Genomic DNA, 22,796 nt, shown 5'->3' with positions numbered 1-22,796 from the left:
TTCGTCGGAAAAACGCTTCTTCATGGGGATGTCCTCATGTGGCTTATGAAGACATTACTAGCATCGCAGTGTGTTAATCAACGGGGAGCAGGTCAGCTCTTTTACCAGTTGAGCTTATTACTCGTCCATGGAGAGCAAAATGAACACTGAACAACAAGTAGATAGTCTAATCAATGAACTTGAAGACCACGCATCTAATAGAGTTAAATCTCTATCTCAGCTAAGATCTAACTATACTAAACAGGACGCAGAATATTGGACAATAACAGCGGAACTATGCAAAGAGAAAGCGCGGAGACTCCGCAGATAGAAATATCAGAAGGGATAACAATCAATGAGATTGAACGGCTTAATCAAATGTTAGGCCGCCCATTTAAGTACGAACATCAAAGTTATTACTTTACAGACAGAGTTGTTCTGGTTAAGTTTGATAGTATCAGAACAGAGATATTGTTCTGGCATGCTTACAATACAACACCTGTTCAATCAGGATTTAGTTAATCGATATCAATCAGTGTTTCATCTTGTTCGGCTTCAATATCAGGCTCAAACAAATCAGCAACAGACAGTAACTCAGCATTAATGATTTCTTTCAGCTTAAACTTAAGATTATCAACTGAATCTGCGTGCTCAATTAACTCGATTGAATGTTTAGCTGGGATAAGTCTTAACGTATCTTTTATCGATGCACAGAACTTATTCAGTTCAGCTTGTACTATATCAACAGAGATAAGCTCGCCGGATTTTTCTTGAGCAGCATACATTGCTAGGTCTGCCTTAGCTTTTTGTTCGCGAAGTTTTTCGAGGTCCATCTCTTCTTTAACTGATGTGTTACGAAGAGGTTCAATTTTATTTTTGATAATCCATTGAGTCCCTTCAATTTCAGGAATTCCATTAGGAATTTCAGAATACGGTAGACCTTCAGCTCGCCACCCCTTGATTGCGTTAAATGTATAACCGTAGCGGCGTGCCATATCGGCCATCGAGACATATACTTTGCGTGACATTCGAGCTTCCTTTTGTGTTTTAAAATTAATAAGTTGTGGGATATTCTATATTTATTACGCTGGGCTTTAGGTTCTGGTCCTACTGTACATCCAGGTTTCCAAATGAATTGAAGTGGAATAAAAAATTTACATGCGTTTTAAAAGATGCGGTCCCGAAACATCCCGCCTCTCATCGTGCCCCAAAATAATTATGCATTTCCCGCGACATAAGCTTTAATCAGAGACACTCTGATTAAAGCTTTGTTCTCAATAGATTCAATTAAAGCCTTTTTAAAAGATCTCTGCTTCGCGAACAATGGACGATAATAGAAGTTTACGATTTTGTTTTAATGTATTATTATACGCACACACAAGGAGAACAAAATGAACATCAGTCAGAACGTAAAATCAAATTCCATTAAGACTCTTGTTACTATAGTTATTGCAGGTGCTATCGGTCTCGCATTCATGGCGGGTAAACCAAGAACTTATCAATGCGATGCGACAATTAAAGACATGCACAACCTAGAAGCAGAACCTGTATATGACACAGCTGTAGTACAGGACCATTACTTATGGTTTAACTACTCGATTAGCTCATCAGATGTTATTAACAAATCTGGGTTTATGTTTGTAGGCTTTTCAAATTACATGGGTTTTTCAGATTCCGTAGGCCAATCAAGCAATAGCTCTGGTGGGTATCTTAAACACGCCAAAGGCACCGATAGAATGTATATGCATGATAATTTGACTACAATGAGTTTTGTTTATCTTAACAACTGCAAAGTCAGTTAAGGCACAGATTCCAAATAACCTATGACTATATGATAAGGGACATTGTCCCTTATTTCTTCGCAATAAAATTGAACTCAGTTAAACCCGCAGCTTTCCAATATTGAAGGGATTCTAGCCCTTTCACTGGCTTATCAACTTTACTTCTTAACACGGCCCCAAGTTCTGTAAGGTATTGAATGCCAGTTTTAATAACTTTTTCCAAAAATAATCTAAAACGCTCGCTATCATCAGGAATGATTAAGTCAATTTCCGACTCGAACAAACGGTGGTTTCCATTACTATCAACATATGTGTTTATTGCCGTTTCGAGTACCCAGATATTGCAGTACCACATAACCTCCTGCTCGTCTGTTCTGTCCATAATGAACCTTATCTCTGGATTCCACTCTATTGCCTTAGATATCAGTTCTGGATGTATATGCCCCGCAAACTTATTTCGAAGGTATTTAGCGAACTCGAACTCCTTGGAGGCTGATTTGTATACCTTTGATAATGAAGGGTTTTCAACATACAAGGCTCTCATCGTTGACTCAAAATCAACCAAATTCGATAATGCAACCAATGCTCCTTTAAGCATTACAATGCCGCTCATATCGTTGTAACCAGCTGAAATGAAATATTGATCAGCAGCAACAAGATCAGCCCTAAGCATCTGAGACTTCACTAAATTTTCTAACACGGCATACCTCGCATATAGCTAACATTCGAGTAGTTTACATCAAAGGGACTCCGAAGAGTCCTGTTCGTTACTGCTATTGCCTACGTCTATTAGCGTCTTGTACGATTGAAGCCAACGCTTGCTGCTGCCGCTTCATAATCTGCATTATCTCTTTCTCACCATTAACTGAGCCACTGATATTGATTGAGGCATCGATTGGTTGCTCAGCCTGGGATTGCCCTTTCTGCTCATTACCCAAGAAATCTTTCAGATCCTGGTTCAGCCTGTTATCGACTACTCGTTCACCCTCTTGGAGTAAGTACGTTCCTGTGTTAGGTACGTTATCGATACCGTCATGGAACTGACCAAGTGTCATAGAACGCATCGACGCGACTTGAGTAAGAACATTAGCATATGAAGTTGCTGCCATTGCGTATCCCATCGGACCGGGATATTTAGCCATAGCGGTAGTTGCTGCTTCGTTAGCGTTAATCATACCGTTAGCAATCGCTAGACCTTTTGAAACAGCAAACATTGCTTGAGCAGCTTTGTTGTTCTCACCCATCAGCATCTGCAACCCGTTACCAACACCACGAGTAAAGTCATCCGCAATCTGTAATCGAGCTATAGACGATTGGCGGTCAATAGACTGAGATTTAATCGCGTATGATTCGTCTAGTTTCTGCTTCTGGTCCAAGAACGCTTGATAATCAATCAGGTCATTTTCGTAACGAACCTGATTAGCTTCGCGAAGTTCTTCAAATTGCTCATCAAGTTTCTGACGGCCTAACTGTTGATCATCTTCAATAGTACTGAAGCCAATTCCTTGTAGGTCAGACAGTCCATCTAATCGATGGTCTCCTTGACCAGACATTGCTACGGCTTCTTTGAATAGATTATATTGTTCAGTCAGATTGCTCAGTTCTCTGTTGTACTCAGTAAGAGTAATCTTCCCTTGGTCTAATGAGATTTTTAACAGTTCAGAGCTTGTCTTGAATGATGCACTTGCTTCAGAGATATTATCAGTAAACGTTTTACTATCTTGGTCTTTGAAGTCATCAAGATAATTTTTAATCTGCTGGAGTTTCTGAATATCTTTAATAGCACCAGAGAAATCAGATGATTTAGTAAAGAAATCATATTCAGAATTAAGACCAGAGAGAACACGAAGACTATCAATGTATTGTTCTCTAATACGAAGTTGTTCTTCGGCAATACGTTGTGCTTCAGAAGCCTGACGTTTGGCTTCAGCAAGTTGCTTATCTCTTTCAGCTTGAGCTTTAGCAGCAGCAGTTTTAGCATCAGCATCATTTTTCTCTTGTAATGCTTTAGCTTTGGCAGCAGCGTCTTTTCTGTCGTTCTCGGCTTTCTTAGTTATCTCGAATACTGCATTAGCTTTCTTTCGAGATGCGGCAATATCCTTCTGGAATTTCTTTTCTTTTTCATTAAGAAGGTCATCAGCCAATCCAACCATTGAGCTTCCGCCACCGGTCAGAGTACTGAACACCTTTATATAATCACTACCAGACCAGTCTTTGTTGAAGAACACCCATAGATCATTCATCGACTGAATTAAAGGCCCGCCGATAGCAACAGCAACTTTATCAACGTTAACACTTAAAGTCTTCATGTTAGCGTCAAATTCTTTAGCAGCAATAGCGGTATCAGTTGTTATACTTACAGACCTTGAGTTAATAGCGTTCATTGCTTCAGCAGTGCTATTATATTTCTGTAATGTTGAAACTAAATGGCTTGAGTCGGACGCCATAGTTTCCATTGCGTTAGTAATTTCAGCACCTGACTTACCAGCCGCTTTCATTTTGTAATAAACATCAATTACAGATTTTATACCACCTTCAGCGTCATAAGCATATTTCGTCAGTTCTTCTAAGCCAATTCCCCATTGTTCTAGGTCATCAGCCATACCGCCTTTGCCTTCTCTTAATGAGTCACCAAGATGGTCAAGTGCATCTTTGTTAATATCACCGAACTTTTCAACTTCCATTCCAGCTGACTTGAATTCTTGTTCAAGTTGCTGCAACAATTCGATAGACGTTCCTGTCTGTTGCTGAATAGTCATTAACCCGGTGGACTTTTCTAATGTTCTTTGAACAGAAGCTATACCTAGACCAGCGGCTGCCGCTGCTGCGCCAACAGCCATCATTGCAGGTCCACCAGCACCAATAGCTCCTATAGAACTTTGAATAGTCTCTAAGGGGCCAATAGCCCCTTGAAACATTCCACCAGCAGCTTTATCGAGTTTGTTTAACTCTTCGATAGAATTATCAACGGCGGATGTTAGTCCTTTGTTATTACCGTTAATTTCTATCTCATAATTTGACTTTGCCATTTCTTATCCTTTACGTTTAAGTTTTCTCGCTTTCTCAAGAAGTGTAGGGTCCATCAACGCTTCAAGATTTTTACGAGCTTGTTTTTCTTTCTGTTCGCGTTCTTCCTGAATTTCTTGTTCAGACTTAAACACTTTCGGCTTAATCAGATAGAAATCTTTCATGTCCAGTTTTCTGCGAGCTTCTTTAGTAAGATTAGGACTAACAGCAATAATGGAATGAGCTAATCGGGCTTGATGGGAATCGTTAAGAACAGGACTTTGAGGTTCAATAAAAGTATCGAACAGCCAGAGCTCGTAGTACTCTGGCATTGTTAGATTAAGTATTTCGTTAGGAGCTAGCCCACGACGAAGAATAGTCCTGTACTTAAATGTTCGATGACTACAAGCCCTTATTTCTTTTCCGTTTCATCTACCGGAGCAGACAGGATAGAAGCTTTAGAGACCAACCCAGCAAGTTGAGCACGAACAGTGGTATACAACGAATTAACCTGTTCAACAGTTTCAAACATAGGAGTTCCGTCTTCTTTTTGAACACAACTTAAAATCATCTGGTCATTGCGGTCAGAGTCATCAAGACCTTTATAGAAAAATTCAGAGAATTCTTTAACAGTCATTGGACGTGCATAGAATTTAAAACCTTGAATTTCAGCGTGCTCACGTTTAGGGCTAAGCGCATTCAGCATTTTTTCTAGATCAAACATAGTAGTTCCTCAATATATTAATAGATGTATTTATTAACTGAACGCGTAAGCGCTAAAGCCACCGTTACGAATAGTCTCAGTAACTCTGTGTGCACGATTAGGAGTTTGGCGAGCCCATCTGCTGTTCAGAGCTTCATCGGCAGCTTCGTTGTATTGTTTAAGTTCGAGATAACGAACCATTTTACGGAAACCTAATACACCGGTAAGTCCCAGTTGATATACCATGTTCACCAGGGCAGTCCTACGAGGCCCGTTCATACTAATGTATATGGAACTAAGGCTGGATTGTTCAATGCCTCTGAGTGCCTTAGATGTGTCCTGAGTGAACAACTGCTCAGACTCAGATTTGTTGATAACGCCAGATGTTATTCGTTTAAGGTCTTTATCTAAGATAGAAATTGCTTTTTCTTTGCTTGGGTCTTTGGTTACGAGATGCCCAATACCGATAGTCCAGAAACCTTCTGTGTCCTTATAGAGTTTAAGATTTTCGCCTTCGCCTTCACGAAGCATTTTGTACAAGTCTGACATACGCCCTCTTTAAGTTATTAAATAGATATACAGATATATTTAATAAGAGGCGTGCCGATGCTTAGTAATACACAAGTTAAAATCAGAGACGTTAAAATTACGTCTAATGCACCGTTTTTCTCAAACAGAGCCGTTTCAGGCAAATATCAACGTCGTTATACAGGTGTACAATTCTATGATTTAGAGTTCACTGCCCAGTATCAGTATGAACAACTAGGGTTAGTTAAGAAATTCGTTGCTGAATATATGTACGGACAACCGTTTGATTTCAATATCAGTTATGCAGGCCAATACACTGGTACAGCCCAAGGAAATATTACTTCAATGGACAGTCTTAATCCTGGCGCTAGACAAGTCAGGGTACAAGGTTTCACTGGAACAATGGAAGCGGGTACTATTGTTCAATTCCAGAACCACAAGAAGTTGTATACCGTTACGGCTGATTGCTTATCAGGACAACCAATGAAATTATTCCCGCAGTTGCTTGCTCAAGTACAAACTTCAGAGCAAGTTACTTATCGTAATCCTAAAGGCCGGTTTATTCTTACAACTGATGTTGTTGGGTATGATTTAAAAAGTCTTTCACAAGTTAAGCTCACTGCAACAGAGGATATCTAATGCGTATTAACGAAGTAAAAAAGATCTTCGAAGAACTTGGAAACAATCCAGACTTCATCGAAGCATACAATGATTTCTACGGAACTTCATTAACGGTTCTAACACCAGACCAAGTATTCTCTGTTGGTACTTTACCCATCTAGTTCAGATTAAAACGTCAGACAACAGAGAAGTTCTTATCACGGACTCGTATTTTGATATTCAGTACGAAGGCAAGAACTATATGGCGACTGGTGATTTTGTTGATATCAGTTCTATCGAGAGTCAAAAGAGATTAACAATCTTGGTTTGTCTGTTCGTCTGTCTAACGTTCGCACTGAGTACATCAGTATGATTACAGCAGGTCTGTTAGACCATTCTGAAGTTAAGATTGACCTAGGATTTTTAAACCCTAACAACGGCAATGTCCAAGCCCAGTTTAACATCTTCACTGGTGAGATTGAGAAAACCAATATTCAGATTGATTACGATGACAATGAAAGCAAGAACGAAACAGAAGTTACTATTAATTCAATATGGGCTGTTCTTGATAAGAAAGCGCGCAACCACTGTTCTGATGGCATTCATCGAAGCTATCCTGGAAATGAGAATGATACGTTCTTTAGCAGGATTGGAATGTGGAACTCTCAATCGAAGTGGACGTCTGTAAAGTAAAAAGGACCGCAAGGTCCTTTTTATTTGTATTATGTGCTTTATCCTAATTTCTGTTTTCAGTATGAGAGCCTTTATCTTTTTCACCTTGAATAAATTCACGCACCATTTCCATGATAACTGGAAAAATACTTATTTCCTCAACGGCAACTTTCAACTTGAAATCTTTGGTTATAGGTTCAATTATATTATTAGCTTCAATCCGAACCTGAATTGAGCTTTCTCTTACCCCAGGTGTATTTTTGATATAAGCGAACAATGAAAATTTTGCATCTTTAGTTTTATGACGCCATTCCTCACATTCAAGAGATATTTCCAATACAGGTGATACCTCTCTTCTCTTATAGTAAAAATCGTTTTTATGCCTCGAGGTTATTGCATCTGGCAGACGATAATCATAAGTACTTCTATGCATATCTATTGGTGGAAATCTATGCCCATAGCGCAGAGCTTCCATATCAGCCATTACACTTTTCCATCGACCTTTGGGTGCTATTGGTGGTGATTGAAAATTTACTTCACCATTTTTTACAAGCTCTTCATTTATATCCCAATCATTGCCACTTAGCGCAATTTTACCATTTGATTTGAATGTAACCACAGCTCTTTCGGCGACGACACTACCTACGTTATTCAATAAAAACGATAAGGGGTGTTTCGCTATGAGAGGGTTGAACTTTTCATGACATTTTTTAAGCACTTCTTCACATTGCTTCACCCATTCCGGATAATATTCCGACTTATATTTAGCAACTTCACTTTCTGAAGCCGGAATATATTTCCCTTTACTTCCATAACCAAGAGTCGCGCCTAAAACAATCGACTGTGCCCAATTATTTCTTTCGGCATCGAAATCAGTCACCATTGGAAATGCATTTATCAATATAGACATCACCTCATTAACTTCATCCTCAGACATAGCCGTATAAAAAGGACAAATGACATCACACTCTGTATTTTCAGATATTTTTATTTCAAATTCCGGCCTAGACCTTGTTAATTCTTTAATCTGACCTTCTAACTCTTTTATTTTTTTATCTTTTTCATCCGTTTCAGGAGGAAGCATCCATAACGAAGGAACTTTGTAGCAGTTAAGATTATGTTGCATGGCCGAGAATCGTGGACCACTATCGTTAGTAATTAACGCTACTTTCAAATCTTTATTTTCAGCGCTATACCCTGCAACTATACCTACAAAACGATCATCGGCTTCGTTATAATCAAGTTGTTCAGATAACTCACATGAAGGTTTAAGACTTAAATCCATGCTAATACAAACCCTCGGCGAACGTGCACGGACAATGAGGATTCCATCTGGAGAATCCAATATCTTGTCAAACAAAGCAGCAGCATTTCTTGCTTTTTTTGCTAGTCGTGTACTCCCTTTACCTTTCTGACGGTCAATCTCTTGTTGAATAGGCCTGGTAATTATTACATGGATCTCATCGCAATCGGTGATCTCTGCGAAACTTACGTTTCCTAGCGGTTTACATTGTAATAATACATTCGTATCGGGAAACAAATACAATGTCTCGTTCATTACAACCTCTTTTTCGAGTTCATTATTAATGAAAGAAGATAATGATTTTATAGATTTTGAATTATCACCACTATACTATTTGATAATAATAATACAACTTTTATGTACCATTACTGTTTCGTAAAGAGTCAATTATACTTCATTTCACTTTTGTCACCTGCGGCACAGATTTGCTGGTTCTTTGTGCCGCAGAGGAGCTAGACAGGATTTAACTCACTGAATTTCAATCAATAAGCCTTAATAGCGATGGGTTTTTAAAGTTATCATAGAACGATTCCCTCGTTTGATAGTACAAATCACATAGCTTCTCGCAGTAGTCAGTGTTCTCGAACTTCCAACAAAGGTTATTAATCGTCATCATTGAGACAAAAGCACCGAATTCTTTATTGTTCAGCATTGCATCAGACTGATTGCCTGGATTGACGACGTAATAGCCAGTGACATCCAACGGGTAGTAGATTAACCCCGGAAAATCCAACGAAGACCATTCTTGAGGAACGAAATCTTCACAGTACCGCCCTGCTGTATGACCAAACATACGCTCAAGGACTGGGAGTAGATGTTCAGTAATACCCACTTTCATGAACTCATCTTTGAACTTCTGGTCCATCAGTTTTCTCCCTTAAAAGCATATGTAGTACCTTCCGCAGTGATGGTCCTCACCGCTGCAAGTTTCCCGTTCCTGTACAGTTTTGTAACAGCTCTAGTACGGCCTATTCTTGTGTGCTCGACGATCGAGTTCACAGTATCAAACAAAATATCCTCAAAGCGACTTTCCATGTTAACTCATTGATAAACAGTGGTTTTTGCTCGGGGTTTTAATATAATCCGTGCGCGCACACGCGTACACCATAACTGTACTAATATACAGTAATAATAATTTAAGCCATTGAAAAATAATAAAATTAATATTTGTTAAAATGAAACTGTTCTTCAGGTAATAGTTCTTTCATATACTCCGCGCTTCGCTCTTGTTTGGCGCAGCGTAAATGCAACAATGCGAAAACATTATTATTACAAGAGACGAGCTATGGCGGCGGCAGATAACGGACAGGACTACCAGCGCTGGTTGGCGAAAATCAATCAGGTCTGCGGAAACTTTGCCGCACGTCCGCTGGACAGCGACTTTCACGGGGAGATTGACGCCAGCTATGCCGGCAATCTCAAGGTCAGCACCGTCACCGCGCGCGGCGTCAACCTGTACCGCACCCGCAACGAAATCAGGCGCGATAACGATGCCTGGTTTTATACCGTATTCCAGCTCTCCGGCCAGGCGGCCATTGAGCAGGACGATCGTCAGGTGGTGCTCGAAGCTGGCGATATCACGCTGATCGATGCCTCCCGCCCCTGCTCTATCTTCTGGCAGCAAACCTCGCGCCAGGCGTCGCTGCTGCTGCCCCGCCAGCTGCTGGAGCAGCAGCTGCGCGGGAGCGAAATCAGCATCGCCACCCGTCTGGGCAAGTCCCTGCCGATGGTGCAGCTGAGCCAGCGTCTGCTGCACGAAAGCATGAGCAGCCCGGCGCTTTCGCAGAGCGAGAGCGAGGCCGCGCTGGAAGCCATCGTCTGCCTGCTGCGCCCGATGCTGCACCATCACGAGGCCCAGCCGTCGCGGCGCGAGAAGCAGTTTCAGAAAATTATGGCTTTGATTGATGAGTCGATTCAGGCGGAACATCTGCGCCCGGAGTGGCTGGCCGGCGAGACGGGGATGTCGGTGCGCAGCCTCTACCGGCTGTTCGCCGATAAGGGGCTGGTGGTGGCCCAGTATATTAAGAACCGCCGTCTGGATCTGTGCGCGCGGGCGCTGAGCAACGCCCACGATGATGAAAAGCTGGCGGGGATCGGCTACAGCTGGGGCTTTAGCGACCACAGCCACTTCTCGACCGCCTTCAAGCAGCGCTTCGGCGTTTCACCGGGAGAGTACCGCAAGCGCTGCCGCTGATTACTTACGCAGCCATTTGCCGTTCAGACCCTGCACGTATTCACCCGGCTGCGCCCGCGCAACCAGCTTCTGGCCGGCCATTTTCGCCACCTCATCCACCGGCAGGTTGTTCTCATCCGCCAGCCGCTGATAGCTTTCGCTGCGCGCGGCGTTGATCTGCTTCACCAGACCCAGGGTTTCCCGATCCTGGCGCAGCGGGGCAAGATAGCCGCTCTGCGTTTCGCCAACCCGTCCCTGCTCCCGCGCCTCGCCGAGCGTCAGGGCCATCGCCGGGGCGCTAAACAGCGCCAGCGCCAGGGCGGTCGTCAACAGTCGTTTTCTCATCGCTACCTCAGAACAGGTCGCTACGCGACTTGAGCAAATCCTCGACGTCCTTATCCACTTTGATATGAATCTCATGTTCAATTTTGACATTCATATTGATGGTGATCGGCTCCTTCGATGCCGCAATCTCAATCCGCGGCGTACAGCCCGTCAGCAGTATCGTCGTTGCCAGCAGCATCGTTAGCAGTTTTATCATCGTTGTTCCTTAGCGCCTGTCCCAACAGGCGTACAGTGTTGCTTATCCTTACAGCGCTGAGCGGGAAGCACCGCATTCTGTTCAAGCCATGCCTGCAGGTTGTCGCCGAAGCGCAGGCTGCGCCACAGGTCAAAAATGTTCTCTTGATGAGAGTAGTTGAGATGGACCGTATTACTTCTCTCCCCGACGCGGCTGGTGCCGCTAATCGTCGCCTGCAGCGTCAGGACGCCGAGATTATCGAGATTAATGCGCGTCCACGAGCGGGCGATCTCCATATAGCGCAGCCAGTTGATCGCCGCACCCGCTGAAATATTGTCCTTCACCATCGCATCGGCCATATCCGGGTCAAGGCGCAGGGTCATCGGACCGGGGTTACTCAACCAGCCGTCCTTGACTATCCATTTTTCGTTATCCAGCCACAGCGGCAGCGCGCCGTTAAACGCGCCGGACATGGCGAACTGTTTGATATTCACCGCGCTCACCAGCTCGCTGCTGGAGATGTGCCGCAGGCGCAGCAGCGCCGGATCGTGCTGCGGCATACGCAGCTGCTGCATGGTCAGCTGGCCGCCAAGAATATCGACGCTGACGTTGCTGAGCTGCAGCGGGCTGCTTTCGCTCCAGGGATACGAGCCCTGCAGGTCGGCGGTGAGATTCCGCGCCGTCACCTGGTTAACTATCTCGCCGATGCGCAGCGAAACCGGCCGCCGGGTGCCGAGCTGCCAGGTCCCCTGGCTAAAGCGAAACGGCAGCACAAAATCGACGCCGTTGATCTGATTATCCGGCATCCAGGCGCTTCCGCCTTTCAGCACCCCGTGCCCGCCGGCCTCAAAGCCCTGATCGGCCGCGGCGGAGAAGGCCACCTGGGCGTACAGCGCCCCTTCGCGCAGGTTCATTTTCCACTCCGGCGGCAGCAGCGGCTGGAAGACGGTCAACGACTGCTTCGGCCACCACGCCTGGCCGCGCAGGCGCTCGCCGTCCCAGCGGCCGGTCAGCCGCACGGGGCCGATTTTATTGGCGTGCAGCGACCCGTTAAACTGGAACCAGGTCGGGTCGCGCCCGTCGAGGCTAAATTTCAGCGTTGAGGGCGGCAGCTCGCTGCCGCTGCTAAAGCTGGTTTTGCCGGCATCCAGCGACAGCGCGCCGGTCAGCTTCGGATGCTGTTCGTCGCGCAGCCAGCGAATCGGCTGTTCCAGCGTCAGCCGCGGGGTGCTGACCAGCATGGTGCCGTACTGCAGCTTATCGAAGCCGGTTGACAGGCTGTTCAGGACGATGGCGCTGTCCACCCACTCTCCCGCGCCCTTCACGTCCCAACGCGCCTGCATCGGCGTGAAGTGCCCCTCTCCCCAGTAGCGCCACTGCCAGCGGCCGCGGTCGGGCATAAAGTTGTCGGCCTTGCCGTCAAGATGCAGGACGAAGTCGCCCATCTCCTGCTCGTGGGCGCGCAGAATCGCCTGCAGTCGGCCGTCGACGCCCTGCTGGGTAACCTTGACCCCCGCCAGCGGCAGGCGTATTTCATCGATATTAAGGGAGTCAATCACCCTCCCTCGCGAGCGCAGCAGCGCGCCGGGATGGAAAGTCAGCTCCGGGGTGGTGAGCGGACCGCTCAGCCTGGCCGGCAGCGCGGCGTAGACGATAAGATCCCCGAGCTTCGCCTCGCCTGTGAGCCGCAGCGGCATATCGCTGCTATCCATGCTCAGCTTACCGGGTCCGACGTTCAGAACCGCGTTGCCTTTTCCGGCCTCCCCCTGGGTCAGCACGTTCAGGCGCCCGCTGACCTGCATATTCTCGGTTCCCTCCTGCCAGTCGTCCACCGACAGCGCCACGCGGCCGCTCAGCGGATAGCCGGCATATTCGGTGCTCCAGCGACCGTCGCTGATCGCTATGCGTTCGGGGGTAATTTCCCACGGCAGGTCGAGCATCGGCTGCACCTCGCCCCGCGGCGTCACCAGCAGCTGCCCGCGGTTTTTCTGCCACTCCAGCTCGGCGTCAACCAGCCCCGGCTCCTGCGGAAATTCAAAGGTGCTCAGCAGATGGCCGTCAACCGGGAAGCCGTCCGGCACCAGCGGCATATGGAACTCACCGACCAGCCTGACCGGCGCCTGGCCTTCAACCAGCCGCGCGGAGAAGTCGCTGACGGTCAGCGCCTGGCCGCGCAGGCGGGCCTGCACGGTGACTTCCGACCCGCTGTAGCCGATATCCTGCTGCGTCGGCGTCAGCGACATCACCAGCCGCCCCTGCCATTTTTCCCACGGCGACAGGCGCAGATTCTCGATAGTCAGCCAGCTATAGGGCAGCATCGACTGCCATTCCGCCAGGGTGCGCGGCGCGCCGGGGGCGGGTTCACTCTCCGGAAGTTTGCTCAGGCAGGCGCTGTTGATATCCAGCTCATCGAGATGCAGGCGCCAGCGGCTGGGGTGGGAAAGCTGGGCGTTGGTGACCCTTGCCAGCTCGCAGTCGCCAACCATGTAGCGTAAATCGGGGATACGCAGCGCGGTGCGCGTCAGGCGCGGGCTGTCGGTTAGCGAGATCCGGGTCCCCGCCGGCAGCCAGATCCCGGCGAGCGTCGGCACCCAGTGGGTTAGCGTCGACAGCAGCGCCAGCGGGAGCAAAAGGAGTGCTAACACCAGCGCGATAGCGGCTTTATATTTACCCTTCATGGGCGCTTAATATCCTGAATCAACAATAGTATATGCCGAATGTAGCGCGTATTGTGGCACGTTCGACCAGTGAGTTAAAGTTTGCGTCCTGCCTAAGAATAGCCGCTGCGCCGCCATCGTTGCGGCGATTTTTGACCCGCCGCTGATTTAGCCTTCATTTAGCCAGTCCCTGTCACACTGGCAAATCATCATCAGAGCAGGCCGGAGGGAAAGCGTGGCGTTTATCTACTCGCTGATTGAGTCGGCGCAGGACCACTACGCGCTGCTGTTGCTGCTGGTGTTCCTGCTGACGTTCAGTAAATCCTGCGCGATCGTCTCGCTGCTGGTGCCCGGCACCTCCGGTCTGCTGCTGCTCGGTACCTTCGCCTCCGCCAGCCTCGGGCATTTCTTGCTAATGTGGCTCAGTGCCGGGCTTGGAGCAATCGGCGGATTCTGGCTCTCCTGGCGGGTGGGGCGCCGCTATCAACACCATCTTCACCGCCTGCGCTGGCTTAGCGCCGAGCGTCTCTCTCGCAGCCGGCTGTTTTTACGCCGCCACGGGGCCTGGGCGGTATTTTTCAGCCGCTTCCTTTCTCCGCTGCGCGCCACCCTTCCGCTCGCCAGCGGAGCCAGCGGTGCCTCTTTCTGGCGTTTTCAGCTCGCCAACGTCAGCTCCGGCCTGCTGTGGCCGCTGATCCTGCTGGCGCCAGGCGCCTTCAGCTTCAGCCTGTGGTAAAAACACATTATGTTTTAAAGCGATACCTCCACGCAGAGATATACTCTAGAATTATGATTATAACCTGTTATTTAAACTAATTTTTAAGAATTGTATGATTATTTTAAATATGCTACCGTGACGGTATAATCACTGGAGAAAAGTCTTATGAAAATCGCTGTGTATAGTACAAAGCAGTACGATAAAAAGTACCTTCAGCATGTTAATGATACATATGGCTTTGAACTCGAGTTCTTCGATTTCCTGTTAACCGAAAAAACCGCGAAAACGGCCAACGGCTGCGAGGCGGTGTGCATTTTCGTTAACGATGACGGCAGCCGCCCGGTGCTGGAAGAGCTGAAGTCGCACGGCGTGAAGTACATCGCCCTGCGCTGCGCCGGCTTTAATAACGTCGATCTGGATGCGGCCAAAGAGCTGGGCCTGCGGGTGGTGCGCGTGCCGGCCTATTCGCCGGAAGCGGTCGCCGAGCACGCCATCGGGATGATGATGTCGCTGAACCGCCGCATTCACCGCGCCTATCAGCGTACCCGCGATGCCAATTTCTCCCTCGAAGGCTTAACCGGCTTCACCATGTACGGTAAAACCGCCGGCGTGATCGGTACCGGGAAAATCGGCGTGGCGGCCCTGCGGATCCTCAAAGGATTTGGCATGCGCCTGCTGGCGTTCGATCCATACCCAAGCGCCGCCGCGCTGGATCTCGGCGTCGAGTACGTTGATCTGCAGACGCTGTACGCGCAGTCGGACGTGATCTCTTTGCACTGCCCGCTGACCGATGAGAACTATCATCTGCTGAACCATTCGGCGTTCGATCGGATGAAGGATGGCGTGATGATCATCAACACCAGCCGCGGCGCGTTGATTGATTCACAGGCGGCCATCGACGCCCTGAAGCATCAGAAAATCGGCGCGCTGGGGATGGACGTCTATGAGAACGAGCGCGATCTGTTCTTCGAAGATAAATCCAACGACGTGATTCAGGATGACGTGTTCCGCCGCCTCTCGGCCTGCCATAACGTGCTGTTCACCGGGCATCAGGCGTTCCTCACCGCCGAGGCGTTAATCAGTATTTCGCAAACCACCCTCGACAACCTGCGCCAGGTTGACGCCGGTGAAACCTGCGCCAACGCGCTGGTCTGATATCCTTCCCCTTTTGTGCCCTCCCCCTGCGGGGGGCACATTCAGATAAGCCCCACAGAATTTGCCTGCAGTACAGTTACACTCCGCTTACCTAAAAGATGTGAAATATTTCTGGAGAAAAAATGAATAAGTTTGCTGCACTGCTGGCGGCAGGAATGCTGCTTTCCGGCTGCGTATATAACAGCAAGGTGTCCACCAGCGCGGAGCAGCTTCAGCACCATCGGTTTGTCCTGACCAGCGTCAACGGTCAGCCGCTCAAGGAGGGCTCGAAGCCGCTGGAGCTGAGCTTTGGCGAGAAGACGTTCGTCTCAGGCAATATGTGCAACCGCTTTAGCGGCGAAGGCAAGGTGTCGGATGGCGAGCTGAAGGTCAAAGCGCTGGCGATGACCCGGATGCTGTGCGCTGACCCGCAGCTTAACGAGCTCGACGCCACGCTCGGCAAAATGCTGCGCGACGGGGCGCAGGTCGATTTAACCGAAAATCAGCTGACGCTGGCGACCGCCGATCGCACGCTGGTGTATAAGCTCGCCGATCTGGTTAACTAATTCTACGGGCCGGCTGGCGCGCGTCGCCGCCGCGGGCATGATGCCCGCAGAGGACGTCCGTATGGGGCTGATGCTTAGTAGTTACCGCAGCTGCCGCCGGCCAGAGCCTGCTCGCTGCAGCGTTTGCCGTTAGGCAGCGCGCACATCCCTATCGCCGAGCCGTCCAGCTGACGCGCCACCGACAGCGAGCCGCCGATCATCGCGCAGTTTGCCTGCCCGGTGCTGCTCATCGCAGCGCGCATGCCCGGTGATACGTGGGCCGCCGTCGCCTGCTGAACGGGTTCACTACTACAGGCCGACAGTAATAACGCGGCACACCCAACTAAAAACGCAGCTCGCATCGTCTCTCCCCTCGGAAACATCTTAAAATAAACAAACCCAAGAATAATAGGCAGCCCGGCGCCCGACGTCGAGAGGCGAAACCGCTATTTATGCGCTCCATTAACATTTTCTAGCAAATTTCCCGCCGGATCGGCGATTCTCGCAAAGTATCCCCTCACTCCCCCGCAGATGAATAACCGCGGCGGCTCCCGCCGGATAACTTTGTTGTGAGATCGATCATGTTTTAAAACATGCGGGTTGACTTAAGCGGCGGCTGAAAATAGCTTACCGAACTATGATATCGTTTTCATAAAAATTCTATGGCCACCATAAAAGACGTAGCAGAAAAAGCCGGGCTTTCCGTCACCACGGTCTCCCGCTTCCTGAATAATCATCCCTATATCTCTGATGATAAAAAAGAGAAGATTCTGGCGGCGATGCAGGCGCTCGATTACGAGCCAAGCACCGTTGCCCAGCAGATGCGCGGCGTCAAAACGCACCGTATTGGGGTGCTTATCTCGCGCATTACCAACCCCTTCTTCGCAAGCCTGGTCGATGCCCTGGAAGTCACCGCGCGCAAAAATGGCTACTCGGTGCTGATCGTGCAAAACCACGACAGCGCCGGGGAGGAGAAAAACTGCCTCGACCTGCTGAAGAAAAAAATCATCGATGGCCTGATTTTATGCGCGGTAGAGAGCAATAAGAACGTGCTGGAGAAATACCAGCAATACGGTCCGATCCTGCTGTGTAATACCAGCCTCGAAGCCACCAGCCTGCCGGTGGTTAAAGTGGACGATCGCCGGGCGACCTATGGCGCCGTGACCTACTTGATCAACAAGGGCTATAAAAATATCGCCTATTCGACCGGCGGCACCTTCGAGCAGAAAGGCCACGGCAGCCGCAGAAACCAGGGCTTTATCGACGCCATGCAGGCCGGAAAGCTGGATATCAATCCCGCGCTGATTTTCCGCCAGATGCATACCTATAAAGACGGGCAAGGTCTCGCCACCAAAATGCTGCAAATGGCCGCCAGCGAGCGCCCAGACGCGATTTTTGCCGGCAGCGATGAGGTCGCCTGCGGCCTGATTGCCGGCCTTACCGCTGGCGGCGTGAGCGTGCCAGCAGATCTTGCGGTGGTGGGCTTCGATAATTTGCCGGTGGCGGAGATGATCAACATCCCTCTCACCACCGTCAGCCAGCCGATTGAGCAACTGGGCAGAATTTCCGTAGAACGCCTGCTCGCGCTCATCAGCGGCGCCCGCTATCAGTACGACGAGCAGGATTTGCACTCTGAATTGATTATCAGAGCGTCCGCTTAATTTTTTTATTTCAATATGGTATCGATATCATATCAAGGAGAAGTGATGAACACACCCCAGCAGCACGCATGGTGGAAGGAATCCGTCGTCTATCAGATTTACCCGAAGAGCTTTTATGACAGCAACAACGACGGGACCGGCGATATTCGCGGCATCATTGCGAAACTCCCCTATCTCAAGACCCTGGGAATTACCCTCATTTGGGTGTCACCGTTTTACCAGTCGCCGATGGCGGATAACGGCTATGACATCGCCGATTACTTCGCGGTGAATCCTGATTTTGGCGATATGCGGGACGTGGACGACCTGATAGCGCAGGCCGGAGAGATGGGGATAAAGGTGATGATCGATCTGGTGGTCAATCATACCAGCGACGAGCACCGCTGGTTCCGCCAGGCGTTGGCGAACCCAGACTCCCGCTACCGCGATTACTACATTTTTAAACCGGCGGTTAACGGTGCGGCCCCCAACAACTGGCGCTCTATTTTCGGCGGCAGCGTGTGGGAAAAAGTGCCCGGCGAAGAGACTTACTATCTCCACGTGTTTCATAAAAAACAGCCCGACCTGAACTGGGAAAACCCGGCGCTGCGCGAAGAAATTTACGCAATGATTAACTGGTGGCTGGCAAAAGGGATCGCCGGGTTCCGCATCGACGCCATTACCTTTATCAAAAAGGATCAGGACTTCAGCCCGCTGCCATCAGACGGTATCGACGGCCTGGCCTCCGTCAAAAGCAAGGCCCGCAACCGGCCGGGGATTGAGCTTTTCCTCAACGAACTGAAGCAACAGACTTTTAACAAATTCGGCTGCGTGACCGTCGGTGAAGCCCCCGGCGTTCCGCTGGAAGAGTATGAGCGCTTTATCGGGCCGGAAGGCTATTTCGACATGATATTTGACTTCCACGCCGCCGATATCGACGTTGAAAATGGTTCAGAGTGGTTCAGGGAATGCGACTGGAGCGTCAAGGCGTTCAGGGAAACCCTGTTTGCCAGCCAGCTGGCCTTCGCCCGGGCGGGATGGGGCACCACTTTTATTGAGAATCACGACCAGCCTCGCGCCCTGTCGAAACTGGTGCGCGACGCTGACTATCAGAACGAGATCGGCGCCACGGCCCTCGCGGCCATGTACTTTTTCATGCGCGGCACGCCGTTTATCTATCAGGGACAGGAGCTGGGGATGAAGAACTTCTGCCGCAGAGAGATTAATGAATTTAACGATATCTCAAGCCTCGATAACTACTACCGCTCGCTGGCGGAAGGCTTTAGCGCCGAGGAGGCTATGGGCTTTGTTAACCGCCGCTCAAGAGATAATTCGCGCACGCCGTTCCCGTGGTCCGACGGCGTCAATGCAGGCTTTAACAACGGCGCTAGGCCATGGCTGGCGCTGTCCACTGACGATACGTCGCTGAACGCGCAAAGCCAGCTGGCGCAAGCCGATTCGGTATTCTCTTTCTACAAAAAGATGATTGCCCTGAGAAATATCGACTTCCCTGAAACGCTGATTTACGGCACCTTCACCCCGCTGGAGGAGGCTGCCGAGAACGTTATCGCCTATGCAAGAAGCTCGGCCACCGAGCGCCTTATTTCCATCACTAACCTCAGCGCCAAAGAGCAGCCGTTTACCCTGCCTGACGGGGAAATCGTGCTCAGTAATTACACCAACGTAACTTCTACCCTCAAACCGTACCAGACCATTCTCATTAAGGGATGCGTTAAAAATGAACAAATATAAAAATATCGCCGTTGATATTGTTAATACGATTGGCAAGGACAACATTGCATCGGCCACCCATTGCGCGACGCGTTTGCGCTTACAGGTGAAGGATCGCGAAGCCATTGATGACGAAAAAATCCGCCAGATCGGCGAAGTGAAAGGCGTGTTTTATAATTCAGGTCAGTATCAGATCATTCTCGGCACCGGTATCGTCAACAAGGTTTACCAGGCGTTTGTGGAAGAGTTCCAGGTTGCCGAAGTTAGCAAAGACGAGATGAGTCGGCAGAGCACGGGCAGGCTGCAGCGGGGCATCAGAAACCTCTCTGACGTGTTCGTGCCGATCGTCCCGGTGCTCGGCGCCACCGGCCTGTTTCTCGGCCTGAAGGGGGTAATTTTTAACGATACGGTACTGGGCTGGTTTGGCAGCAACGTGCAGGATATACCGGTTTACCTGCAGACGTTAACCACCGTCCTTTGCGATACCGCCTTTGCCTTCCTCGCGGCGTTTATCTGCTGGTCGGCATTTAAAAAGTTTGGCGGCACACCAATTATCGGCTTTTTAATTGGCCTGATGCTGGTTTCCCCGGCGCTGCCCAACGCTTACGATGTGGCATATGGCCACGCCGCGCCGATATATATATTTAGCTTTATTCCGCTGGTCGGCTATCAGGGTTCGATCCTCACCGCGCTCATTACCGGTATTATCGGCGCGAAGCTCGAGATCTATTTCCGCAGAGTCATGCCGAACTCGATGGATCTTATTTTCACGCCCTTTATCGTCATCCTGATTGCACTCGCCATTGCCCTGCTGGTATTAGGCCCGCTGGTGCACGGATTCGAACATTATGCGGTGATGGCGATTGGGCAGTTCCTCGCCCTGCCGGCTGGAATTGGCGGCCTGCTGATCGGTTTTATTTATCCCATCGCCGTGATGACCGGGATGCACCATATGTTCATCATGATTGAAACGTCGCTGATTGCCGGCACCGGCTTTAATCCGCTGATTACGGTCTGCGCGATGTACGGCTTTGCCAACGCCGCCGTGTGCCTGGCTATTTCGCTGAAATCAAAGAACCTGGCCTTTAAGACCGCCGGCATCTCCGCCACTATAACGCAGCTGCTGGGGGTCTCAGAGCCGGCCCTGTTCGGGATTGTGATGCAGTCGGGGATCCGGGCCATTGTCGTGATGCTCACCAGCTCCGCGCTGGGCGGCATGGTGCTCTCGCTGATGGCGATCAAGGCTAACTCTTACGGCCTGGCGGTCCTGCTCTCTCCGCTGATGTACCTCTACGACCGCTACCAGTTTATTAGCTATATCACCGTCGGCATCGCGGTATTTATTTTTGCCTTTATTGCCGCGACTCTTTTTGTTAATACCAAGAAACCCGTGGCCAAAAAATGATAACCCGCAGCTAGCCGCCACCTGACGGCTTAATAACAGCAACATAATTTTTGCTGGCACACTCTTCCGTGCTGCAGGCTTGCCTATGCCCGCAGCGCGGGAATTCTCTGCACAGGGATTAATAATGAAAATCTATACCCTTACGCTCTGCGCGCTGGCGCTGCCGTTATCCGCGCACGCCGCCGATATTACGCTTAATGACATCAACGCCCGTCTGGAAAAACTTGAGGCTGAATTAAAACAGTCCAAAATAGATTTACGCTACGCTGAACAAAAGATTGATAAAGCGGAAAAGAGAGCCGCCGCCGCCGAGAATAATGCCAGCCAGGCCCGGCAGCGCCTGCTGACCGTTGAGCAAAAAACGGATCGCGATATTGCTTCAATAAAAAATAAGTCGCTTAACCAGGACCCGGCTGAAATTAAAATCGGCGGCTATGCCCGCACCGGGATCCTCACCGGAAAGCAAGGGGCCACCAGCACCGTCGGCCCTTCCCTGACGCCCGCCGGAAGCACCGGCGGCAGCGTCGGCCGTCTCGGCAATGAATCAGACACCTACGTCACCGCCGATATTAACTATCTGCGTCGCTATGATAATAACGCTAAGCTGCGTTATTACATGAAAATTGCCGAATGGGATAAAACCTATAATACCGACAGCGCCTTTAACGGCCAAATGAACCTGCGTCAGGCGTTTGCCGAAATGAGCGACCTTCCATCCTTTTCCGGGGCGTTCAAGCACGCAACCCTGTGGGCAGGTAAGCGCGAGGATCGCGATAACTTTGATATTCACTGGCTCGACTCCGACATGATGAATTTAATCGGTACCGGGGCCGGTATTTATGACGTTAGCCTGGCCGGTGACGTCAAAACCAATCTGGCGATTTACGGGCGTAACTTTAATGATATTGATGCCATGGAGAACGTTGAATATAACAACATGACCGGGGCCGCCAATACCTATATTCAGAACTATACCCTGTCGCTCAATAATAAATTAGGCCCGTGGCAGTGGATGGTCAACGGCCTCTACTCTAAGGATAACGATAAGCGTATTAATGATGGCCTGGCGACGGATAAGGCGGCGTCCAAAGGCTTCAACACCATGCTGGCGTATCATGGCGACACTTTCTATGGGCTCCGGCCCGGACTGTCCAAAACGGTGCTGCTGTATGGCCAGGCGCTGGGGGCGGAAGTGCGCGGCCCGGGGTCGGACGGTTATCTGATCGATGACGCCTGGACCGTTAAATTCGCCTCCTACGGCATCACCTCCCTGACCGACCGGCTTAGCCTGGCGCCACTCATCGTCGCCCAGAGCAGCAATAGCCGCTACCTGGACGGCGATCGCTACGACTGGGTCACCCTCAACGCCAGGGTTATCCAGGAGCTCAATCAGAACTTTGCCCTGCAGTACGAGGCCAGCTACCAGTATATGGATATCGACCCCAGAGGCTTTAACGGCAACCGGCCCGCCCGCGGAAGCTACTACAAGCTGACCTTTGCTCCGACCTTTAAAATGCACAAGGTGACCGACTTTTTTGAGCGCCCGGAAATTCGCTTCTTCGCCACCTGGATGAACTGGGACAAAGCCCTGGATAGCTACTCCACCACCGACACCTTTGGCAGCGCCGGCTACCACAGCGGAGGCACGCTGATCTTCGGCGCCCAGCTCGAGACCTGGTTTTAAGCGCAGCGCTTTGTTGC

General features: G+C 49.6%; 24 protein-coding genes. 12 read left to right on the top strand and 12 right to left on the bottom strand.

Features of this window, described 5'->3' with window-relative positions:
• Window positions 1–497 precede the first annotated feature (497 nt).
• Window positions 498–1,007 (bottom strand): hypothetical protein, encoded by a 510-nt coding sequence (locus tag EDF75_RS06710; protein ID WP_133597946.1) that lies wholly within the window; start codon window positions 1,005–1,007, stop codon window positions 498–500.
• A 363-nt stretch (window positions 1,008–1,370) separates the two neighbouring features.
• On the opposite strand from EDF75_RS06710, the gene EDF75_RS06705 reads away from it, so the two are divergent.
• On the top strand, window positions 1,371–1,781 hold the full coding sequence (locus EDF75_RS06705; RefSeq protein WP_133597944.1) for a hypothetical protein: 411 nt from the start codon (window positions 1,371–1,373) through the stop codon (window positions 1,779–1,781).
• Between the two features lie 49 nt (window positions 1,782–1,830).
• On the opposite strand, the gene EDF75_RS06700 is transcribed toward EDF75_RS06705, so the two are convergent.
• From EDF75_RS06700 to EDF75_RS06680, 5 genes are all read right to left on the bottom strand, one after another.
• Entirely contained in the window at window positions 1,831–2,460 is a 630-nt protein-coding gene (locus tag EDF75_RS06700) for a hypothetical protein (RefSeq protein ID WP_133597942.1), read from the bottom strand.
• 73 nt (window positions 2,461–2,533) lie between these two features.
• Entirely contained in the window at window positions 2,534–4,789 is a 2,256-nt protein-coding gene (locus EDF75_RS06695) for a hypothetical protein (protein WP_133597940.1), read from the bottom strand.
• A 3-nt stretch (window positions 4,790–4,792) separates the two neighbouring features.
• Window positions 4,793–5,098 carry a hypothetical protein gene (locus tag EDF75_RS06690; RefSeq protein WP_133597938.1) on the bottom strand — a complete coding sequence of 102 codons (306 nt, stop codon included), beginning with the start codon at window positions 5,096–5,098 and terminating at the stop codon, window positions 4,793–4,795.
• An 80-nt stretch (window positions 5,099–5,178) separates the two neighbouring features.
• Window positions 5,179–5,490: a cytochrome gene (locus tag EDF75_RS06685; RefSeq protein ID WP_133597936.1), complete on the bottom strand. Its 312-nt coding sequence runs from the start codon at window positions 5,488–5,490 to the stop codon at window positions 5,179–5,181.
• 33 nt (window positions 5,491–5,523) lie between these two features.
• Entirely contained in the window at window positions 5,524–6,018 is a 495-nt protein-coding gene (locus tag EDF75_RS06680) for a glycoside hydrolase family protein (RefSeq protein WP_208113307.1), read from the bottom strand.
• A gap of 57 nt (window positions 6,019–6,075) precedes the next feature.
• On the opposite strand from EDF75_RS06680, the gene EDF75_RS06675 reads away from it, so the two are divergent.
• The 3 genes from EDF75_RS06675 (at window position 6,076) to EDF75_RS27260 (ending at window position 7,290) form a co-directional block, all read left to right on the top strand.
• Window positions 6,076–6,636 carry a hypothetical protein gene (locus tag EDF75_RS06675; RefSeq protein WP_243733507.1) on the top strand — a complete coding sequence of 187 codons (561 nt, stop codon included), beginning with the start codon at window positions 6,076–6,078 and terminating at the stop codon, window positions 6,634–6,636.
• Entirely contained in the window at window positions 6,636–6,779 is a 144-nt protein-coding gene (locus tag EDF75_RS27265) for a hypothetical protein (RefSeq protein ID WP_243733506.1), read from the top strand. The genes EDF75_RS06675 and EDF75_RS27265 overlap by 1 nt, the downstream gene beginning before the upstream one ends.
• A 187-nt stretch (window positions 6,780–6,966) precedes the next feature.
• The gene (locus EDF75_RS27260) at window positions 6,967–7,290 is read left to right on the top strand and encodes a hypothetical protein (RefSeq protein WP_243733505.1); all 324 of its coding nucleotides are present in this window, start codon (window positions 6,967–6,969) and stop codon (window positions 7,288–7,290) included.
• A 43-nt stretch (window positions 7,291–7,333) separates the two neighbouring features.
• On the opposite strand, the gene EDF75_RS06665 is transcribed toward EDF75_RS27260, so the two are convergent.
• Both EDF75_RS06665 and EDF75_RS06660 read right to left on the bottom strand, forming a co-directional pair.
• A complete protein-coding gene (locus EDF75_RS06665) occupies window positions 7,334–8,827 on the bottom strand; it encodes a PIN domain-containing protein (protein WP_133597932.1) in 1,494 nt (497 codons plus the stop codon).
• A 223-nt stretch (window positions 8,828–9,050) separates the two neighbouring features.
• Window positions 9,051–9,437 (bottom strand): hypothetical protein, encoded by a 387-nt coding sequence (locus EDF75_RS06660; protein WP_133597930.1) that lies wholly within the window; start codon window positions 9,435–9,437, stop codon window positions 9,051–9,053.
• Window positions 9,438–9,857: 420 nt separating this feature from the next.
• Here EDF75_RS06660 and feaR point away from each other — a divergent pair, with 420 nt between their 5' ends.
• Window positions 9,858–10,766 carry a transcriptional regulator FeaR gene (gene feaR / locus EDF75_RS06655; RefSeq protein ID WP_133597928.1) on the top strand — a complete coding sequence of 303 codons (909 nt, stop codon included), beginning with the start codon at window positions 9,858–9,860 and terminating at the stop codon, window positions 10,764–10,766.
• On the opposite strand, the gene EDF75_RS06650 is transcribed toward feaR, so the two are convergent.
• The 3 genes from EDF75_RS06650 to EDF75_RS06640 are packed head-to-tail and all read right to left on the bottom strand — an operon-like array spanning window position 10,767 to window position 13,943.
• The gene (locus tag EDF75_RS06650) at window positions 10,767–11,090 is read right to left on the bottom strand and encodes a YdbL family probable chaperone protein (RefSeq protein ID WP_133597926.1); all 324 of its coding nucleotides are present in this window, start codon (window positions 11,088–11,090) and stop codon (window positions 10,767–10,769) included.
• A gap of 7 nt (window positions 11,091–11,097) precedes the next feature.
• A complete protein-coding gene (locus tag EDF75_RS06645; RefSeq protein WP_370461201.1) occupies window positions 11,098–11,268 on the bottom strand; it encodes a YnbE family lipoprotein in 171 nt (56 codons plus the stop codon).
• Between the two features lie 14 nt (window positions 11,269–11,282).
• Window positions 11,283–13,943: a YdbH family protein gene (locus EDF75_RS06640; protein WP_133597924.1), complete on the bottom strand. Its 2,661-nt coding sequence runs from the start codon at window positions 13,941–13,943 to the stop codon at window positions 11,283–11,285.
• Window positions 13,944–14,157: 214 nt separating this feature from the next.
• Here EDF75_RS06640 and EDF75_RS06635 point away from each other — a divergent pair, with 214 nt between their 5' ends.
• The 3 genes from EDF75_RS06635 (at window position 14,158) to hslJ (ending at window position 16,340) form a co-directional block, all read left to right on the top strand.
• Window positions 14,158–14,658, top strand: a complete 501-nt coding sequence (locus EDF75_RS06635) for a DedA family protein (RefSeq protein ID WP_133597922.1) — start codon at window positions 14,158–14,160, stop codon at window positions 14,656–14,658.
• Window positions 14,659–14,805: 147 nt separating this feature from the next.
• Complete coding sequence (locus EDF75_RS06630) at window positions 14,806–15,795, top strand: 2-hydroxyacid dehydrogenase (protein ID WP_133597920.1); 990 nt, start codon at window positions 14,806–14,808, stop codon at window positions 15,793–15,795.
• Between the two features lie 122 nt (window positions 15,796–15,917).
• Window positions 15,918–16,340 carry a heat shock protein HslJ gene (hslJ, locus tag EDF75_RS06625; RefSeq protein ID WP_133597918.1) on the top strand — a complete coding sequence of 141 codons (423 nt, stop codon included), beginning with the start codon at window positions 15,918–15,920 and terminating at the stop codon, window positions 16,338–16,340.
• A gap of 74 nt (window positions 16,341–16,414) precedes the next feature.
• Here the strand turns inward: hslJ and EDF75_RS06620 are convergent, their stop codons facing one another.
• Window positions 16,415–16,681, bottom strand: coding sequence for a putative hemolysin (locus EDF75_RS06620; RefSeq protein WP_041145253.1), 267 nt, complete (start codon window positions 16,679–16,681; stop codon window positions 16,415–16,417).
• Window positions 16,682–16,981: 300 nt separating this feature from the next.
• Here EDF75_RS06620 and EDF75_RS06615 point away from each other — a divergent pair, with 300 nt between their 5' ends.
• The 4 genes from EDF75_RS06615 to EDF75_RS06600 all read left to right on the top strand — a co-directional run bounded on the left by EDF75_RS06615 (window position 16,982) and on the right by EDF75_RS06600 (window position 22,779).
• Complete coding sequence (locus tag EDF75_RS06615; RefSeq protein ID WP_133597916.1) at window positions 16,982–17,980, top strand: LacI family DNA-binding transcriptional regulator; 999 nt, start codon at window positions 16,982–16,984, stop codon at window positions 17,978–17,980.
• A gap of 45 nt (window positions 17,981–18,025) precedes the next feature.
• A complete protein-coding gene (locus tag EDF75_RS06610; protein ID WP_133597914.1) occupies window positions 18,026–19,711 on the top strand; it encodes a glycoside hydrolase family 13 protein in 1,686 nt (561 codons plus the stop codon).
• Complete coding sequence (locus EDF75_RS06605) at window positions 19,698–21,095, top strand: PTS transporter subunit EIIC (RefSeq protein WP_133597912.1); 1,398 nt, start codon at window positions 19,698–19,700, stop codon at window positions 21,093–21,095. Before EDF75_RS06610 ends, EDF75_RS06605 begins: the two co-directional genes overlap by 14 nt.
• 124 nt (window positions 21,096–21,219) lie before the next feature.
• Window positions 21,220–22,779 (top strand): carbohydrate porin, encoded by a 1,560-nt coding sequence (locus EDF75_RS06600; RefSeq protein ID WP_133597911.1) that lies wholly within the window; start codon window positions 21,220–21,222, stop codon window positions 22,777–22,779.
• The last annotated feature ends 17 nt before the right edge of the window (window positions 22,780–22,796 follow it).

It is taken from the genome of Klebsiella sp. BIGb0149, assembly GCF_004362605.1.
Lineage (GTDB): Bacteria > Pseudomonadota > Gammaproteobacteria > Enterobacterales > Enterobacteriaceae > Klebsiella > Klebsiella terrigena.
This window is presented reverse-complemented; position numbering and strand designations above follow the sequence as displayed.